We start from the raw sequence: 17,893 nt of genomic DNA on the forward strand, positions 1-17,893 counted from the left end.
GGCGATCCGCGATCCCTCCTTCGCGCTGATCTTCATCGGCTTCTTCTCCTGCGGCTACCAGCTGGGCTTCATCACCGCCCATTTCCCCGCCTTCGTGACCGGATCGCTGCGGCGGATGCGGAACTTACGCGCCTTGGGTGTCGTAGTCATAAAGCTGCTTCGCCTCTTCGAGCGTGTCGAACTCGTACAAGTGCCCATCGCGCAGGACGGCGGCGCGGCGGGCGAATTTTTCCAATGTCTGCGCCTGGTGAGACACGATCACCACGGTCGCGTTCTTCAACCGGTCGGCCAGGATCGAACCCGCCTTGCGGTTGAATTCGGCGTCTGTCGTCTGCGGCATCCCCTCGTCGATCAGGTAGATGTCGAAGTCCAGCGCCAGGAGGAGCGAAAAGTTGAACCGCGCGCTCATGCCGGCCGAGTAGGTGCCGACGGGCATGTCGAAATACTCGTCGATCCCGCAGACCCAGCGGCAGAAGGCCTCCACGTAATCGGGGTCGAGCCCGTAGAGCTGCGCGATGTAGCGGGCGTTCTCGCAGCCCGAGAGCCGACCGATGACGCCGCCCATGAAGCCCAGCGGAAACGAGATGCGCGCCGAGCGGTAGATATTGCCCTCGTCGGGTTTCTCGAGCCCGGCCATCATCTTGATCAGCGTGGTCTTGCCGGTGCCGTTGGGGGCGAGAATGCCCAGAGACGAGCCCAGCTCGACCTTGAACGAGGCACGGTCGAGAATCACCTTGCGGCGTTCCCCGGTCCAGAAGGATTTCGAAACCTCGACGAATTCGAGCATCTGCTGCCTGTCGCTTCCGCGCTGTCTGAGTGTCAAGCGGTGGTCTGACCGCCACCTTTGCATCCTACCACCCTAAAGATGATTTTGGGCGGTAATATGTCCAATCCACCATGATGTGATGGGATTGATGCCGTGATCCGAAAAATGCCGAAGGGCCCGCGGGATGGGCGCGGGCCTTTCGAAGTTGGGGGCGTCAGTGTCCGAGGGGGCGGACGCGCCGCCAGCGGATCGGGTCAGGCCAGCGCGGCCCAGGTCACGCCTGCGACCATCGCCCCCGCCAGCGCAAAGGCGATGTAGGCGGCAAAGACCCGCGGCTTGACCAGCGCCCAGACCGCGATGGCGGCCGGGATGCTGCTGACGCCGCCCGCGATGACGAAGGCCATGGCCGCGCCGGGGTTCATGCCCTGGGTCAGAAGCCCCTCGAGCAGCGGCACGGCGGCATAGCCGTTCAGGTAGGCCGGCGCACCGACCAGCGCCGCAAGCGCGATCGGGGCGATCCCGCCGCCGCCGATGAGACGGGCCACCGCCTCGGCGGGGACATAGGCGATCAGGAGCGCCTGGAAGAGATAGGCCAGCATCAGCCACTTGCCGAGGAGGACGAAATTCGACCACCCGCTTTCCGCAAAGACGCGGCGGCGCTGCGCCTCTTGCCAGAAGCGCCAGTTCAGCGTGGCCTTCTTCGCCTTGCAGCAGCCGCCGACCTTGGGCTGCGTGCGCAGCGGATCGGCGAAGACAGGTGTCGCGGCCATCAGCTTGACGGTCAGGCCGCCCGCAAGGCCGAGCGCCACGGCGGCCACCGTCTTGGCGAGTGCGAAGTCGAAGCCGAGCCCGCCCGCCGTGATGGCGAACATCGCGGGGTCCATCAGGGGCGAGGCGAGCCAGAAGGCCATGACCGCCGACAGCGGCGCGCCCGCGGCCAGCAGCGCCGCGACGAAGGGGATCACCTGGCACGAACAGAAGGGCGAGAGCCCGCCCACCAGCGCGCCGATCACGATCATCCGCGTCTCGCGCCCCTTGAACGCGCCGTCCAGAAGCCGCTCGGAGCCCGAGGCCTTCATCCCCGCGATGGCGATCACGGCGAACAGGATATAGGGCAACGTCCCCGCGAAACTGTCGAGCATCTCGGCCACGGTGGGCGCGACGGCCGGCGGGTCGAAGACGGCGAGAACCAGCAGGATCAGCGCGCCCGTGAGCGCGACCTTGTCGATGCGCTGCCAAAGCGCCGGGATCGGGCGGGGGGTCTGGGTGAGATCAGCCATTGGCCTTGTCCTTTCGACAGTCAGGGTCGGGCCCGCCGAGATCGGCGCAACATTCCGAGATCAGGAACCGCGACAGCGCCTCGACCGCGGCGATGTCGACCGAGGACAGGATGCGCCGACCGTCGCGGCGTTGCACGACCAACCCCGCGGACACCAGTTGCTTGAGGTGATGGGTCAGGACAGATCCGGTGACGCCCACCGCCTCGCCCAGGTCGCCGATGGGCAGGCCGCGCGGCCCTGCCCGCACGAGGCGGCGCAGGATCGCCAGCCGGGGTTCGGACCCCAGCGCTGCCAAGGCCGTGGCGGCGCGTGTGATCTCGGGGAGCGGGTGTGGCTTGGCTTCCATGATTCTATAAGTATCGAAATGACTGACTGCCGTCCAGTCCCGCGACGCTCCGCATTGCCGCGGCGGGGCCGTGCCCCTATCTGGCCCGCCATGCCCGATCTTCTGGCCGATATCGCCGCCTGCCGCCTTTGCGCCGACCGTTTCGCGGCGACGGCCACGCGCCATGCCCCGAACCCGGTGGTCTGGTTCCGGCCCGGCGCGCGGATCCTCGTCGCCAGCCAGGCGCCGGGAATGCGGGTTCACCATGCCAACCGCCCCTTCTGGGACCGCTCGGGCCAGCGGTTGCGCGACTGGATGGGCGTGAGCGAAGCCGAGTTCTACGACCGGTCGCGCATCGCCATCCTGCCGATGGCCTTCTGCTTTCCCGGCTACGACGCCAAGGGCGGCGACCTGCCGCCGCCGCGGCTTTGTGCCCGGACATGGCGCGCGCAGGCGATGGAGATGCTGGAGGGCGTCGAGCTGACGCTGCTCATCGGCGCCCATGCGCAGGGCTGGCACCTGGGTGGGCGGATGGCGGTGACCGCGCGCGTCGCGGGCTGGCGCGACCATGCGCCCGCGGTCTTCCCCTTGCCGCATCCCTCGTGGCGCAATACCGCGTGGTTGAAGAGAAACCCCTGGTTCGAGGCCGAGCTTCTGCCGGTCCTGCGGGCCCGTATCCGCGAGGTGCTGGACAGATGACACCGCTCGACCAGGCCCATGCCGCGATGGAGGCCGCGCCCGAGAACGATGCCGCACGGCTGCGCTTCTACGACCGGCTTGCCGGCTCGGAACTGTTCCTGATGCTCGAGGAGGAGCCCGAAGGCGACCGCATCCGCCCCGCGATCTTCCCGGTCGAGGGGCAAAGCTTCGCCCTCGTCTTCGACCGCGAGGAGCGCTTGACCGCCTTCGCCGAGGGGGCCGCCCCTTACGCGGCGCTCTCGGGCCGCGCGCTGGCGGGGATGCTGGCGGGGCAGGGGATCGGGCTGGGGGTGAACCTCGGCGTCGCGCCCTCCTCGATCCTGATCGAGGCGGGCTCGGTCGACTGGCTCGCCGCGACGCTGGAGAAGGCCCCCGAGGAGGTAGAGGAGCGTCCCGAGGAACTGGCCGCACCCGCGGGCCTGCCGGAGATGCTGTTGACTGCGCTGGATGCGCGGCTGGCCGCGGCCGAGGGGCTGGCGCGCATGGCCTACCTGGTGGCCGCGACCTACGCGGGCGGGCGGCGCGGGCACTTGATGGCCTTCGTCGACACGGTGCCGGGGGCCGAGCCGTCGCTTGCGCGCGCGGTGGGCGACGCGCTGACCTTTTCGGGTGTCGAGGCCGGGTCGCTCGACGTGGGGTTCTTCCGCGCCTCCGACCCGGTCGCCGCGCGGCTGGCGCGGGTGGGTCTGCGCTTCGACCTGCCCGAGGCACCGAAGGTCGAGCGGGTGCCGGGTGCCGCGCCCGGCATGGACCCCGACGCGCCGCCAAGGCTGCGCTGAGAGGGGGGGGCGCCGCGCGTCAGGCGCCGCTGGCGCCCTCCTTGCGGCGCATTGCCATGGATGGGTGTCGCGGGACGGTCCCGGCAGGTGGCCGTTCGGGGCCGGTGTCGGTGTCGGATGCCTCCGGCGGCCATATTTGCGGGATGAAGATGCGATGGGCGCGCCCGGTCAATAGCCCCTGTCGCGGTCGACGAGGTGGAGGAAAGGTTCCCCGGCCTCGCCGCGGCGGATGTTCTCGGCGATGGCGCGCGAGGCGGAGGCGGCACGCGTCTCGCTGGCGATATGCGGGGTGACGGTGACGCGGGGATGCGCCCAGTAGCGGTGGCCGGGCGGCAGCGGCTCGGTGCGGAACGTGTCGAGCGTGGCGTGCCCGATATGGCCGCTGTCGAGGGCCGCGAGAAGCGCCTCGTCGTCGATCAGCGGGCCGCGGCCGGGGTTCAGGATCACCGCGCCCTCGGGCATGAGCGCGAGGCGGCGGGCGTCGAGCGTGTTCTCGGTCGCGGGCGTGTCGGGCAGGAGCAGCACCGCGATCTCGGCCCGTTCCAGGACGGTGTCGAGGCCGTCCGCCCCGTGATGCGTCTCGACGCCCGCGATCTCTTTCGGGCTGCGCGACCAGCCGAGGGTCCGGAAGTTCAGCTGCGCCAGCATCCGCGCGCAGGCCGATCCAAGCTCGCCCAGGCCCAGCATGGCCACGGTCCGGTCGCGCGCCAGCGGCGGGGCGCTGCCCGCGCGCCAGATGCCGTCCTGCCCGTGGATGTGGCGGTCCATGCCGAGGTGGTGACGCAACACGTGGCCGGTGACCCATTCGACCATCCCCTCGGTGAGCCCCGCGTCGACCATGCGGGCGAGCGGCACCTTGAGCGTGGGGTTGCCCACCACGTCCTCGACCCCGGCCCAGAGGTTCAGCACGGCTTTCAGCCGCGTGTACGGCGTGAAATCGGTCAGCCCGCTGTTGGGGGCGTAGACGATGTAGTCGACGGTGTCGGGCGCGGCCTCGGTCGTGAGGGTCGCCTCGCCCAGGCCGACCTCGGACAGCGCCTTGCGCAGGGGGGCTTCGTAGGTGTCCCACCGCTCGGACTTGGCGGCGAAAAGGATGGTGGGCATGGGAGGTCTCCTGTCAGCGCGGGCGGTGGATATGCGCGCTTTGCACCAGACCGAAGGCCACCATCAAGACCAGCATCGCCGATCCGCCGTAGCTGACCAGCGGCAGCGGCACGCCGACCACGGGCGCAAGCCCCATCACCATCGCCATGTTGATGGCGAAATAGAGGAAGAAGGCGACGGCAATTCCCATGACCAGCAGCGAGGCGTAGCGGTCACGCTGCATGACCGCGGTGGCGATGCAGAAGACGAGGATCAGGATGTAGAGCACCAGCAGCGAGGCGGCCCCGATGAAGCCGAATTCCTCGGCCAGCGTGGTGAAGATGAAGTCGGTGTGTTTCTCGGGCAGGAAGTTCAGGCGTGACTGCGTGCCCTCCATGAAGCCGCGGCCGGTCCAGCCGCCCGACCCCAGCGCGATCTGGCTTTGCGTGATGTGATAGCCCGCGCCGAGCGGGTCGTTGGAGGGATCGAGAAAGGTGTCGATGCGGCGATACTGGTAGTTCTGCAAGAGCTGCCACTCGGTCCCGCGCGAGGTGAAGACCGCCGTCACCGCGCCCACGCCCGCAGCGATGACGCCCGCGAAATAGGCCCAGTGGACGCCAGCGACGAACATCACCGCGCCGCCCCCCATCAGGAGCAGGAGTGCTGTGCCGAGGTCGGGCTGGCGCAGCGTCAGGAAGACCGGCACGGCGATCAGAACGAGCGGGATCAGCACGTGAAGCGGGCGCGATTTCTTCGACAGGTCGAGCCAGTCGTAATAGGCCGCGAGGATCATCACGAGCGTGATCTTGGTCAGTTCGGAGGGTTGCAGCCGCATGAAGCCGAGGTCTATCCAGCGTTGTGCGCCCATGCCGACCGAGCCGAAGAATTCCACGTAGAGCAGCAGCAGCACCGAGATGCCGTAAGCCACCCCCGACATGTTGCGCCAGAACCAGATCGGCACCATCGCCACGATGAACATGGCGACGAAGCCGAGGGCGAAGCGTTCCATCTGCGGCTCGGCCCAGCGGTCGAAATTGCCGCCCGCGACCGAGTAGAGCATCAGGAAGCCGAAACTGGCGACCGCGATCAGCAGCAGGATCAGCCCCCAGTTGAGGTAAAGCACCTTGCGCCAGCCCGAGGGCATGGACTTCACGTTGTATTCGAGAAAGCTCATGCCTGGCTCCGCACGGTGCGGCCCGTGGGAACGGGGGGGGAGGGCAGGATCGGCAAGTCGCGGTGCATCCGTTCGATGTCGTGGCGCTGGCCTGCGGGATAGAGCTCGGGCGGGGGCACCTCGCCCAGTTGCGCGCGCAGAAGGATGTCGCGCGCGATGGGGGCTGCCACCGCCGATCCGCCGCCGCCATGCTCGACGATCACCGAGCAGGCGAAGCGCGGGCTGTCATAGGGCGCGTAGCCCACGTAGAGCGCGTGGTCGCGCCGTTCCCACGGCAGGTCCTCGTTGCGGATGACGCCCGAGGCGCGTTCGGCGGCCGAGATGTTGCGCACCTGGCTGGTGCCGGTCTTGCCGGCGATCTTGTAGTCGGCGACCTCGACCCGCGCGCCGTAGGCGGTGCCGCGGCGGTCGTTGTTCACGTTCCACATGCCGCGGTGGATCTGGTCGAGATGTCCGGGGTCGAAGCCCATGTCCGCGGCGGGCGGCGGCAGCTGGCTGATCCCGTCGATGGAGCGGATGATCGAAGGCACGATCTCGCGCCCTGTCGCCAGCCGTGCGGTCATCACCGCCAGTTGCAGCGGCGAGTTCAACACGAAGCCCTGCCCGATGGAAGCGTTGAGCGTGTCGCCCACCACCCAGGCCGCGCCGCGGTTCTGCAGCTTCCATTGCATCGTGGGCGCGAGCCCCTCGGCGATGCCCGACAGCGGCAAGTCGTGGCGCACGCCGCAGCCGAAGCGGTGGGCCATCTCGGAAATCGCCTCGATGCCGACGCGCTGGGCCAGTTCGTAGTAATAGACGTCGCAACTCTGGCTGATGCTTTCGACCAGGTTCACGCGCCCGTGCCCATCACGCCGCCAGCAGTGGAAACGCCGGTTGCCGACGTCCATGTGGCCGGGGCAGGTGACGGTTTCCTCGGGCGTGACCAGCCCCGCCTCGAGCGCGGCGAGCGCCACGATCATCTTGTAGGTCGAGCCGGGCGGATACAGGCCCTGCGTCGCCTTGTTCGCAAGCGGGCGGTAGCGATCCTCGTTCAGGTCGGTCCAGGCCGCGGTAGAGATGCCGCGCACGAAGAGATTGGGGTCGAAGGTCGGGGCCGAGGCCAGCGCGAGGATCTCGCCGGTCTCGCAATCCATCACCACCGCGCCCGCGCTTTCGCCGTGCAGACGTGCCTCGACGTAGTTCTGCAGGCCGGCGTCGACGGTCAACTGCACATCCGAGCCAGGCTCGGGCGGATCGCGGTCCAGCTCGCGCATGACGCGGCCGCCGGCGTTCACCTCCACCCGCTTGGTGCCCGCGCTGCCGCGCAGGGTATGTTCCAGCCGCGCCTCGATGTTGTTGCGGCCGACCTGGAAGTCGGGGATCTGAAGCACCGGGTCGGTGTCGCCGGTCTGTTCGAGGTAGTAATCCGAGACCGGGCCGACATAGCCGACGACATGGCTGAAATCGCCGCTCATCGGGTAGACGCGGCTCAGGCCCACCTCGGGGCTGATACCGGGCAGGGCGGGGGCGTTGACCGCCACCGCGCTCACCTCGGCCCAGCTGAGCCGGTCGGCGATGGTGACGGGCACGAAGGGCGGACGGCGGTCGATCTCGCGCCGGGCGCGTTGCAGCGTCACCATGTCGAGGTTCACGATCCGCCCCAGCTCGGCCAGCACGGCGTCGACGTCGCCCGCGTCCTCGCGCACAAGGGTGATGCGGTAATTCTGTTCGTTGGCCGCCAGCAGAACGCCGCCGCGGTCGAAGATCAGCCCGCGGGCGGGCGGAAGGAGGCGGATGTTGATCCGGTTCTCTTCGGCCAGCAGGCGGAAATCATCGGCCCGCTCGACCTGCAGGTAGCGCATGCGCGCGGCCAGCACGGCTGCGGTTCCGATGAAGATGCCGCCGACGACAAGGCTCCGCCGTCCGATCTGGCGGGCGCTGTCCTCGGTGTCCTTCTGGGTGCGTTTCATCGGCTAGAGCGCCTCGGCTTCTGCGGGTCCGATCTTACGCAGACCGAAGAGGAATTTCGAGACGGCCACGACGATGGGGTAGATCGCCGCGGTGACAATCGCGTGAGCAAGCTCGAGCCCGAGCGAGGGCAGATCGACCATCAGCATCCAGAGAAGAAGCCGGTTGAGAACGATCATCGTCAGCACCGCGCCCGCGAAGGCGGACCATTCCACGAGAAAGGGAAATTCGGTCATCGTCAGGCGGCGGCGACGCAGACTTTCGGAGACGACGATCACGAGTAGCGTCCAGAGGCCGGGCGGACGCTGGAACAGGAAATCGGCCAGCAGGAACACGACGAGGATCGCGCCCAGCGGCACCACCGCGGGTTGCCGCAGCAGCCAGGCCAGCGTCAGCGCCAGCAGCAGGTCCGGCCCCGGCAGGCCGTATTCGTCAAGGCCCAGGGGGAGCATCTTGAACGAGATCACCACGAGGCACAGCGCCACGAAGAGGATCCGGTAGGTCCAGACATGGCGGGGCGAGGAGAGGGGGGTCATTCAAGCCCCCCCTCGGGAAGAAGGCGCGCGGCCTGGTCGGGGCGCGGCTGCGGCGCGGTGCCCGGCGGCAGGACGAAGCCTTCGGGCGGGGGCCAGGGCGGACCGATCAGCTCGCCGGGATCGGCCAGCGCGGTGCCGGGGTGGCTGCGCATCACGCGCAGGAAACTCAGTCGGGCCATGTCGGCGGCCAGCCGCGCGCGCAGGCGGCGGTCGGTCGTCTCGATCACCTGACCCACCAGCAGGCCGGGCGGAAACAGGCCACCATCGCCGGAGGTCACGATACGGTCGCCCGCGCTGATATCCTCGGGCGTCTCGAGGAACTCGAGGATCGGCGTCTGGGTGTTGTCCCCCATCAGGAGCGCCTGTTGCCCCGAAGGCTGGATCGTCACCGGAACGCGGCTGTTGGTGTCGGTCAGCAAGAGAACGCGCGCCGTGCGCTCGCCCACGCCCGAGATGCGGCCGACCACGCCCAGCCCGTCCATCGTCGCCCAACCGTCGAGAATGCCGTCGCGCGCGCCGACGTTCAGCAGGACGGAGCGGCGGAAGGGGCTGCCGCTGTCGGCCATGACGATGCCGGTGACGAAGGTCAGTTCCGGGTCCAGCTGCACGCGGTTCAGGTCCAGAAGCCGGGCGTTCTCCTGTTCGAGCTGCAGCGCCGCCTCGCGCCAGGATCGCATCTGCTGCAACTCGCGGCGCAATTGCTGGTTCTGCTCGTAGAGCCGCGCGTAGCTCTGGAAATCGTCGAGCATCCGCGCCAGCCCGGTCACCGGGGCCATGGCCCATTCCATGTTGGGCACCACGCGGTCGACGATGGCGGCCCGCAGCCGCTCGACCCGCGGGTTGTCGATGCGCCAGACCAACACGAGGGCGACCAGCAACAGGACAAGCACCGTCACCAGCAAGCGCCGGACGGGGCGGGTATGGGTCGCGTCATACGTCTCCCGTGCCATGTCGCTCCTTCAGGCAGGCCGCGCAGGGGGCTTGGTCGGGTGTCAGCTGTCGTAATCTATCGCATGGCGAAGGAGCTTTTCATACTCCAGCGCCTTGCCGGTGCCGATGGCCACGCAGTTCAGGCTTTCATCCGCCACCGAAATCGCCAGCCCGGTCTGTTCCCTGAGCGCCACGTCGAGATCGCCCAGAAGCGCGCCGCCACCTGTCAGCATCACGCCGCGGTCGACGATGTCGGCGGCAAGGTCGGGCGGGGTGGCTTCCAGCGCGCCCATCACCGCCTCGCAGATCGTCTGCACCGGTTCGGCCAGCGCCTCGGCGACCTGGGCCTGGCTGATCTCGGTTTCCTTGGGCACCCCGTTCAAGAGGTCACGGCCCCGGATGCGCATCGAGGCGCCGCGCCCGTCATCGGGCATCCGCGCCGTGCCGATCGAGGTCTTGATCCGCTCGGCGGTGGACTCGCCGATCAGCAGGTTATGCTGACGCCGCAGGTAGCTGATGATCGCCTCGTCCATCCGGTCGCCGCCGACGCGGACAGAGCGCGCATAGACGATGTCGGCAAGGCTCAGGACCGCAACCTCGGTCGTGCCGCCGCCGATATCGACCACCATCGAGCCGGTGGGATCGGTGATCGGCATGCCCGCCCCGATGGCCGCAGCGATGGGTTCCGCGATAAGCCCTGCCTTGCGTGCGCCCGCCCCCAGAACCGACTGTCGGATCGCGCGTTTCTCGACCGGGGTCGCGCCATGGGGGACGCAGACGATGATCTTGGGCTTGGTGAAGGTGGTGCGCTTGTGAACCTTGCGGATGAAGTGCTTGATCATCTCTTCGGCCACGTCGAAGTCGGCGATGACCCCGTCGCGCATCGGTCGGATCGCCTGGATCGAGCCGGGCGTGCGGCCCAGCATCAGCTTCGCGTCTTCGCCGAAGGCGAGCGCTTTCTTCACGCCGTCCTTGACCTGGTAGGCGACAACCGACGGCTCGTTCAGGATCACGCCACGGCCCTTGACGTAGACAAGCGTGTTCGCCGTGCCGAGGTCGATCGCCATGTCGGACGAAAAGAGATTGCCCCAGAAAGCCATTAACCTGTCCCGATCCCCAATTCCAAAAGGGCGTGAGCCGCGCCTCGGAAGGAGACTCGGCCACGCCCCGGCCGATGTCATATAGGCGTTCACGCTTGGGGGCGTAAAGGCCCCCTTCGGTTGGTCCTCAGCGCCAATCCGCCGGGACGCCCGCCGGACATGACCCGGTCCGGCGCGCATCCTGGCGAAAAGTTTGGTCAGGGAGTCCTGCCCGAACTAGCGGGCCCGGATCGTGTCGAAGAACACACCCGTCACCGGGTCACCCCGGTCATCCAAACGGATGGCGGCGAGGTTCAACCCAAGGCCCGGCGCATAAACATAATCGAAGTTGGTGTCCGAAAACCCGCTCAGCCGCTGTTCCGACCGCACGATCCAAACCCTATAGGTGCACTCTCCGACGGTCTGTTCACCGTCCTCCAGCCGGGTGATCGAAACCGTTCCATCCGCGATTTCCGAGCCATCGTACAAAAGTCGCAGCGTGCTGTGCCATAGTTGACCGATCTGTAGCGCGTCGAGGGTCGACGGGTCTGTTTCATAAACCAGTTCCAGTGTGCCACTCTCGTCGATGCGATGCGTTACGGCCAAAGCATGAGCATATATTGCGGAGACATCCGAAACCTCACCGTCGCGCTCTGTCATCCGCGCTTCGGTAAGGCCTTGATCGGTTGTGGTCCAAACTGTGCCGAGGAACGGATCGTTGCGCTTCAGTTCGATGCCATGCGCCAAGTCAGCCTGGGTGGGGCAGGCTGCACAGGCGGCAGACGCAGCGAGAGACCACGCGACAATGCCGGGTATCGGGTTTTTCACTACCCAACGTCCTTGTAGGACACTTCCTTGGTGTCGCTGCCCAGCTTCTCGCGCCGTACGATCAAGCGGTTGAGCGCGTTCACATAGGCCTTGACGCTGGCGACCACCGTATCGGTATCCGCCGACTGGCCCGTGGCGATGCGCCCGTCCTCTTCGATGCGCACGGTCACGGTGGCCTGCGCGTCCATGCCTTCGGTCACCGCGCTGACCTGGTAGAGGTTCAGCACCGCGTCGTTGGGATAAAGCGCCTTGACCGCGTTGAAGGCGGCATCGACCGGACCATCCCCTTGGGCCGTCGCCTGCCGGTCCTTGTCGCCCACGCGCAGCGTGATGTCGGCCGATTGCGGCGCCTCGGTCCCGCAGATCACGCGCAGGAACTTCAGCTCGAGGTGATCCTCGGTGCCCGCCGCCGCCGCATCCGTCACCAGTGCGATCAGGTCGTCGTCGAACACCTCTTTCTTGCGGTCGGCCAGTGCCTTGAACCGCACGAAAAGGTCGTTGAGCTGGTTGTCGACCATGTCGAAGCCCAGGTCCTTGAGCTTCGCGCGCAGCGCGGCCCGGCCCGAATGCTTGCCCAGGGGCAGCGAGGTGCCGGCAAGGCCCACGTCCTCGGGGCGCATGATCTCGAACGTGTCGGCCGATTTCAGCATCCCGTCCTGGTGGATGCCCGACTCGTGCGCGAAGGCGTTCTTGCCGACGATCGCCTTGTTGGGCTGAACGGCAAAGCCCGAGACGGTCGAGACCCGGCGCGAGATGTGCATGATCTTGGTCGTGTCGATGCCGGTCGAATAGGGCATGATGTCGTGGCGCACCTTCATGGCCATCACGACCTCTTCCAGCGCGGTGTTGCCCGCGCGCTCGCCCAGCCCGTTGACCGTGCATTCGATCTGCCGCGCGCCGCCCGCGACTGCGGCCAGCGCGTTGGCCGTCGCCATGCCCAGGTCGTTGTGGCAATGGGTGGCGAAGATCACGTCCTCGGCGCCCGGCACCTCGGCGATCAGCCGCCGGATCAGGTCGGCGCTTTCCACCGGTGCCGTGTAGCCCACCGTGTCGGGGATGTTGATCGTCGTGGCCCCGGCCTTGATGGCGATCTCGACCACGCGGGCGAGATAGCCCCACTCCGTCCGCGTCGCGTCCATCGGCGACCATTGCACGTTGTCGCAGAGGTTGCGGGCGTGGGTCACCGTCTCGTGGATGCGCTCGGCCATTTCGTCCATGGTCAGGTTCGGAATGGCGCGATGCTGCGGGCTTGTGCCGATGAAGGTGTGGATGCGGGGGGATTTGGCGTGCTTCACCGCCTCCCAGCAGCGGTCGATGTCCTTGAAATTCGCCCGCGCCAGCCCGCAGATCGTGGCCTGCTTCGCCAGTTTGGCGATCTCGGACACGGCGGCGAAATCGCCTTCGGAGGCGATGGGGAACCCGGCCTCGATGATGTCGACGCCCATCTCGTCGAGCAGCGCCGCGATCTCCAGCTTTTCCTCGTGGCTCATGGTCGCGCCGGGCGATTGCTCGCCGTCGCGCAGCGTCGTGTCGAAAATCAGGACGCGGTTCTTGTCGGTGGTCATGTCGTGTAGTCCTTAGCTGAGTGCGTTTCTCCGGCGCTGTCCCTCCCCTGAGCGGTCGCGCCGAATGGCACGCTCAGAGGCGGCTAAGGAGAAGAAGACCACGCAGCGGCAGACGGGCCCGGGGGGCCGCAAGGGTCGCAATATGTGTCTGCGTCGTCATGGGGCCGGAAGATACCGATCCGGACGCATTTGAAAACCCCCAATCGGGTCAGGGGGATTGACCGGTCCTCCGCGCGGCATAGCTGCACCCGCCATGATGGATGCATTGGTGATCGGGGCTTCGGGCGGCATCGGCCGCGCCGTGGCGGATGAGATGGAAACGCGCGGCGGCAGGGTCACGCGGCTCTCGCGGGCCGTGGACGGGCTGGACGTGACGGACGCCGCCAGCGTGGCGCGCGTCATGGGCGCGCTGACGGGGCCGTTCCAGACCGTCTTCGTCTCGGTGGGCATCCTTGCCCCCGAGGGCGGCGCGCCGGAAAAGCAGCTGGCCGCGATCGACCCCGAGGCGATGGCGCGGGTCTTTGCGGTCAACACCATTGGCGTGGCTCATGTTCTGAGCCACCTGCCACGGCTGTTGCCCAAGCGCGGGCGTTCGGTGACCGGGGTCTTGACCGCGCGCGTCGGCTCCATCGGCGACAACCGGATGGGCGGGTGGCATTCCTACCGCGCCTCGAAGGCCGCGTTGAACCAGATCGTGCATGGCGCGGCCATCGAGTTGGGCCGGTCGCACCGGGACGCGGTCGTCGCGTCGCTGCACCCCGGCACGGTCGCCACGCCGTTCACCGCGGGCTACGACCCGAAGCACGGCAAAGTCACCGCCGAGGAGGCCGCGCGCAATCTCTGCGACGTGATGGAGCGGCTGACCGTCGACCAGTCCGGCGGGTTCTACGACTATTCCGGCGCGGAGATCCCGTGGTGAGCCGTCTTGTCCTGATCCTCGGCGATCAGCTGTCCGAGGAGATCGCCGCCCTGCGCGAGGCCGACCGCGCCACCGATACCGTCGTCATGGCCGAGGTGATGGACGAGGCCTCCTACGTTCCCCACCATCCCCGGAAGATCGCCTTCCTCTTCGCCGCGATGCGGAAATTCGCGGCGCATCTGGAGGGGCAGGGCTGGCGCGTCCGCTACACGCGGCTCGACGATCCCGACAACGCGGGCTCCATCCCCGGCGAGCTCTTGCGCCGCGCCGAGGAAACCGGGGCCACCGAAGTGCTGGCCATCGAGCCGGGCGAGTTCCGCCTGATCGCCGCGCTGGAGGATTGCCCGATCCCCGTCCACCTTTTCCCCGACGACCGGTTCCTCTGTTCCCATGCCGAGTTCGACCAATGGGCCGAGGGGCGAAAAGAGCTGCGGATGGAATGGTTCTACCGCGAGATGCGGCGCAAGACCGGCCTGTTGATGGCGGGCGACAAGCCCGAGGGCGGGAAGTGGAACTACGACCACGACAACCGCAAACCAGCCCCCGACGAGATCACGTTCCGCGGGCCGATGCAGTTCACCCCCGACGACACCGTCGAGGAGGTTCTGGCACTGGTCGAGGCGCGCTTCCCCGAGAATTTCGGCACGCTGCGCCCCTTCTGGTTCGCCACCGACCGCGCGCAGGCGCGGCAGGCGCTGGCGCATTTCACCGCTCATGCGCTGCCCCGCTTCGGCGATTACCAGGACGCGATGCTGGACGGGAACCGGTTCCTCTATCACGCGGTCATCTCGATGTATCTCAACGCCGGTCTCCTTGGCTGGCAGGAGATCTGCGAAGCCGCCGAAGCCGCCTACACCGCCGGCGACGCGCCGCTGAACGCGGTCGAGGGGTTCATCCGCCAGATCATCGGCTGGCGCGAATACATGCGCGGCATCTACTTCCGCGAAGGGCCGGACTACACGCGCCGCAACGCGCTGGACCACCAGCGCAAGCTTCCCGGTTTCTACTGGACCGCCGACACCGACATGCGCTGCATGGCCCGCGCCATCGAACAGACCCGCGACGAGGCCTATGCCCATCATATCCAGCGGCTGATGGTGACCGGCAACTTCGCCCTTCTCGCGGGGATCGACCCGCACGAGGTTCATGAATGGTATCTGGCCGTCTACGCCGATGCCTATGAATGGGTCGAGGCACCCAACGTGATCGGCATGAGCCAGTTCGCCGATGGCGGGATCGTCGGGTCGAAACCCTATGTCTCGGGCGGCAACTACATCAACAAGATGTCGGATTACTGCAAGGGATGCGCCTACGAGGTCGGGGAGAAGACCGGGGACAAGGCCTGCCCGTTCAACTACCTCTACTGGGCGTTCCTGCACCGCCACCGCGACCGGTTCGGCAAGAACCCCCGCATGGCGCAGATGTATCGCACCTGGATGCGGATGTCGGACGAGAAGCGGCAGGCGACGCTCGACAGCGCCGAGGCGTTCCTCGGCAAACTCGACACGGGCGCGCGCGTCTGAGGGCGCTTGACGGCAAGCGCGCCGCGCCCCATCTGCGAGCGACGCGCGGACGGAATTGATCCACGGCCCGCGCCCCCCTCTCGCAGGACATGCAAGATGATCGCCGTTCATTCCGTGAGCGATGCCTTCTCGGGTGCCGAATGCGCCCGGCTTCTCGACCTCGTGGCCGAAGCGCCCGCGCGCGATGCGGGCCTCGTGCGGCAGGCGCGCGACCACAATTTGCGCCGCGCCGACCTGGTGTGGCTCGACGAGGTCGAGGGGACCGACTGGGTCATGGACCGGATGATCGCGCTGGTGCGCGACGCCAACCGCGATGTCTTCGACTTCGACATCAGCGATTTCGCCGAAAGCGCGCAGGTCGCCCGCTACGGGGCCGAGCGCGAGGGGCATTTCGGCTGGCATTCCGACATCGGTGAGGGGCGGCTGGCGGAACGGCGCAAGCTGACCATCGTTGTTCAGCTGTCCGAGCCGGATGGCTACGCCGGCGGCGCGCTGGAGCTGATGCCGGGGGCGGGCGTGCTGACCGCCGAGCGCGCGCGGGGGGCGGCGGTTCTGTTTCCGTCCTTCGTGCTGCACCGGGTCACGCCAGTGACGGCGGGCGAGCGGCATTCGCTGACCGTCTGGTGCCACGGCGCGCCGTTCCGCTGACTGTTGCACACGGCAAGTGTGAACCCTCGCACAGGCCCCTTGCACCGGCGCGGAATTGAGCGTGCGGCATTGCGGCGACATCTCTCGGACGAGACAATTTCAACGCAGGGAGACCCTGACATGTCCGACGTGAAACTCGCCGTCATCTTCTATTCGACCTATGGCACCAATCACCAGATGGCCGAGGTCGCCGCCGAGGCCGCCCGCGCTGCCGGGGCCGAGGTGCGCCTGCTGCGCCTGCCCGAAACCGCCCCCGCCGAGGTGGTCGCAGGCCAGGACGCCTGGAAGGCGCAGGCCGAGAAGACCGCCGACATCCCCGAAGTGACCCATGACGACATGGAATGGGCGAACGGCTACCTTTTCTCGGTGCCGACGCGCTACGGCGTGGTGGCCAGCCAGGCCCGCGCCTTCATCGACACGCTGGGCGGGCTGTGGTTCGAGGGCAAGCTGGCCAACAAGACCTTCAGCGCGATGACCTCGGCCCAGAACACCCATGGCGGGCAGGAAACCACGCTGATCTCGCTCTACACCACCGCGATGCACTGGGGCGCGATCATCACCGCGCCGGGCTACACCGACCCGTGCCTCTTCGAGGCGGGCGGCAATCCCTACGGCACCTCGGCCAAGGCGGGCGAGGTCACTGACGAGGTCAAGGCCGCGATCCGCCACCAGGCGAAGCGCCAGGTGGAGCTGACCGCGAAACTGGCCTGATCCCTTCCCCGACCCGACATGAAAAAGGGCCGCGCGGGGTGACCGCGCGGCCCTTCAGCTGTCAGGCGCGCCCTGTTCAGCCCATCAGCTGACCGGCCTCGGGCACCCAGCGGAACTCCGCCCCGTCGCGGCCTGTGTCGACGTAGCCCACCGCGGGGAAGGGCATGTGATAGCCCACCGCCGGGATGCGGTCGGCGGCGATCATGCCGAGGATGCGGCGGCGGCTTTCGGCGGCCATCGCCTTGTCGGCATCGAAGCGCACCTCCCAATCGGGGCGCGCCAGCGACCAGACCGGGTGGTTGGCGAGATCGGCGAAGATGACAAGGCCCGCCCCCTCGCTCTCGAGGCGATAGACCATGTGCCCCGGCGTGTGGCCGAAGGCGGCCATGCCGGTGATCCCGCTGACCACGTCCTGCCCGTCGCCGAGGAAGGTCATGTTCTCGGCCATGGGCCGCACGTTGGCGTCGAAGCCCTCGTTGCCCGCCGCGGCCCAGAAATCGTATTCCGCCTGCCCGGTCACGTAGCGCGCGTTGGCGAAGGTCGGCGCGCCCTCGGTCATCATGCCGCCGATATGGTCGCCATGCATGTGGGTCAGAACGACGATGTCGATCTGATCGGGGCTGTAGCCCGCGGCGGCCAGCGCCTCGGTCGTGGCCGGGCCGTTCAGGCCGGTGTCGAACAGCACCAGCTCGGCGCCGGTGTTGACCACGGTGGGGGTGAAGAAGAATTGCGAGACGTCGGGCGACAGGAAATTCGCCTCGCTGACGGCGGCGAACTCCTCGGGCGAGACATTCATCCCGAAAATCCCCTGCGGTTCCTCGCGGGGCGTGGTGCCGCCGAGGATCGTGGTCACCTCGAAGCCGCCAATCATGAAACGGCGGTGCCGGGCGAAGCTTGCGCCCATCATCGGCGCTTCGGCGGCGGCGGGGCGGGGCAGGGTGGCGGCAAGCGGCAGAGCCGCGCCGGAGGCCAGCAGCGTGCGACGTGTCAGATCGGTCATGGCAGTCTCTCCCTCGGGGTTGGACGTGTGACGCGAAAGGTAGCACGCCCAGCCGCCCGGCCTGTCACGCCTTCGTGAAGGGGGTGGCGATGTCTGCACAG

18 protein-coding genes are annotated in these 17,893 nt (G+C 67.8%); 6 read left to right on the forward strand and 12 right to left on the reverse strand.

Translation table 11 applies throughout. The features are described from left to right. Positions 1-124: 124 nt before the first annotated feature. The 3 genes from QQK83_RS09795 to QQK83_RS09805 all read right to left on the reverse strand — a co-directional run bounded on the left by QQK83_RS09795 (position 125) and on the right by QQK83_RS09805 (position 2,392). A complete protein-coding gene (locus tag QQK83_RS09795; RefSeq protein WP_284263752.1) occupies positions 125-787 on the reverse strand; it encodes an ABC transporter ATP-binding protein in 663 nt (220 codons plus the stop codon). A gap of 233 nt (positions 788-1,020) precedes the next feature. Further along, complete coding sequence (locus QQK83_RS09800; RefSeq protein WP_284263755.1) at positions 1,021-2,046, reverse strand: permease; 1,026 nt, start codon at positions 2,044-2,046, stop codon at positions 1,021-1,023. Next, positions 2,039-2,392: an ArsR/SmtB family transcription factor gene (locus QQK83_RS09805; RefSeq protein ID WP_284263757.1), complete on the reverse strand. Its 354-nt coding sequence runs from the start codon at positions 2,390-2,392 to the stop codon at positions 2,039-2,041. Before QQK83_RS09805 ends, QQK83_RS09800 begins: the two co-directional genes overlap by 8 nt. A gap of 90 nt (positions 2,393-2,482) precedes the next feature. Here QQK83_RS09805 and QQK83_RS09810 point away from each other — a divergent pair, with 90 nt between their 5' ends. After that, entirely contained in the window at positions 2,483-3,070 is a 588-nt protein-coding gene (locus QQK83_RS09810; RefSeq protein WP_284263759.1) for a uracil-DNA glycosylase family protein, read from the forward strand. Beyond that, positions 3,067-3,849, forward strand: coding sequence for an SseB family protein (locus QQK83_RS09815; protein ID WP_284263761.1), 783 nt, complete (start codon positions 3,067-3,069; stop codon positions 3,847-3,849). The genes QQK83_RS09810 and QQK83_RS09815 overlap by 4 nt, the downstream gene beginning before the upstream one ends. A gap of 168 nt (positions 3,850-4,017) precedes the next feature. Here QQK83_RS09815 and QQK83_RS09820 read toward each other — a convergent pair whose 3' ends face one another. The 8 genes from QQK83_RS09820 to QQK83_RS09855 all read right to left on the reverse strand — a co-directional run bounded on the left by QQK83_RS09820 (position 4,018) and on the right by QQK83_RS09855 (position 12,991). Next, on the reverse strand, positions 4,018-4,953 hold the full coding sequence (locus QQK83_RS09820; RefSeq protein ID WP_284263763.1) for a 2-hydroxyacid dehydrogenase: 936 nt from the start codon (positions 4,951-4,953) through the stop codon (positions 4,018-4,020). Positions 4,954-4,966: 13 nt separating this feature from the next. Then, positions 4,967-6,106: a rod shape-determining protein RodA gene (gene rodA / locus QQK83_RS09825; RefSeq protein ID WP_284263765.1), complete on the reverse strand. Its 1,140-nt coding sequence runs from the start codon at positions 6,104-6,106 to the stop codon at positions 4,967-4,969. Then, entirely contained in the window at positions 6,103-8,055 is a 1,953-nt protein-coding gene (mrdA, locus tag QQK83_RS09830; protein ID WP_284263767.1) for a penicillin-binding protein 2, read from the reverse strand. Before mrdA ends, rodA begins: the two co-directional genes overlap by 4 nt. A gap of 3 nt (positions 8,056-8,058) precedes the next feature. Beyond that, positions 8,059-8,589, reverse strand: a complete 531-nt coding sequence (locus QQK83_RS09835) for a rod shape-determining protein MreD (RefSeq protein ID WP_284263768.1) — start codon at positions 8,587-8,589, stop codon at positions 8,059-8,061. Continuing rightward, positions 8,586-9,539, reverse strand: a complete 954-nt coding sequence (gene mreC / locus QQK83_RS09840) for a rod shape-determining protein MreC (protein ID WP_284263770.1) — start codon at positions 9,537-9,539, stop codon at positions 8,586-8,588. The genes QQK83_RS09835 and mreC overlap by 4 nt, the downstream gene beginning before the upstream one ends. Before the next feature lie 42 nt (positions 9,540-9,581). Next, positions 9,582-10,619, reverse strand: coding sequence for a rod shape-determining protein (locus tag QQK83_RS09845; protein WP_284263772.1), 1,038 nt, complete (start codon positions 10,617-10,619; stop codon positions 9,582-9,584). 216 nt (positions 10,620-10,835) lie between these two features. Next, positions 10,836-11,426, reverse strand: a complete 591-nt coding sequence (locus tag QQK83_RS09850; protein ID WP_284263774.1) for a hypothetical protein — start codon at positions 11,424-11,426, stop codon at positions 10,836-10,838. Further along, positions 11,426-12,991, reverse strand: a complete 1,566-nt coding sequence (locus tag QQK83_RS09855; protein ID WP_284263776.1) for a 2-isopropylmalate synthase — start codon at positions 12,989-12,991, stop codon at positions 11,426-11,428. The genes QQK83_RS09850 and QQK83_RS09855 overlap by 1 nt, the downstream gene beginning before the upstream one ends. 253 nt (positions 12,992-13,244) lie before the next feature. Here QQK83_RS09855 and QQK83_RS09860 point away from each other — a divergent pair, with 253 nt between their 5' ends. The 4 genes from QQK83_RS09860 to wrbA all read left to right on the forward strand — a co-directional run bounded on the left by QQK83_RS09860 (position 13,245) and on the right by wrbA (position 16,792). Further along, positions 13,245-13,910: an SDR family NAD(P)-dependent oxidoreductase gene (locus tag QQK83_RS09860; protein WP_284263778.1), complete on the forward strand. Its 666-nt coding sequence runs from the start codon at positions 13,245-13,247 to the stop codon at positions 13,908-13,910. Beyond that, positions 13,904-15,433 carry a cryptochrome/photolyase family protein gene (locus QQK83_RS09865; RefSeq protein ID WP_284263780.1) on the forward strand — a complete coding sequence of 510 codons (1,530 nt, stop codon included), beginning with the start codon at positions 13,904-13,906 and terminating at the stop codon, positions 15,431-15,433. The genes QQK83_RS09860 and QQK83_RS09865 overlap by 7 nt, the downstream gene beginning before the upstream one ends. A 96-nt stretch (positions 15,434-15,529) precedes the next feature. Continuing rightward, the gene (locus tag QQK83_RS09870) at positions 15,530-16,081 is read left to right on the forward strand and encodes a 2OG-Fe(II) oxygenase (protein ID WP_284263782.1); all 552 of its coding nucleotides are present in this window, start codon (positions 15,530-15,532) and stop codon (positions 16,079-16,081) included. Between the two features lie 120 nt (positions 16,082-16,201). Beyond that, positions 16,202-16,792 carry an NAD(P)H:quinone oxidoreductase gene (wrbA, locus tag QQK83_RS09875; RefSeq protein ID WP_284263784.1) on the forward strand — a complete coding sequence of 197 codons (591 nt, stop codon included), beginning with the start codon at positions 16,202-16,204 and terminating at the stop codon, positions 16,790-16,792. Positions 16,793-16,868: 76 nt separating this feature from the next. Here wrbA and QQK83_RS09880 read toward each other — a convergent pair whose 3' ends face one another. Further along, a complete protein-coding gene (locus QQK83_RS09880) occupies positions 16,869-17,792 on the reverse strand; it encodes an MBL fold metallo-hydrolase (protein WP_284263786.1) in 924 nt (307 codons plus the stop codon). Between the last annotated feature and the right edge of the window lie 101 nt (positions 17,793-17,893).

Source organism: Roseicyclus amphidinii, from assembly GCF_030163755.1.
Lineage (GTDB): Bacteria > Pseudomonadota > Alphaproteobacteria > Rhodobacterales > Rhodobacteraceae > Roseicyclus > Roseicyclus amphidinii.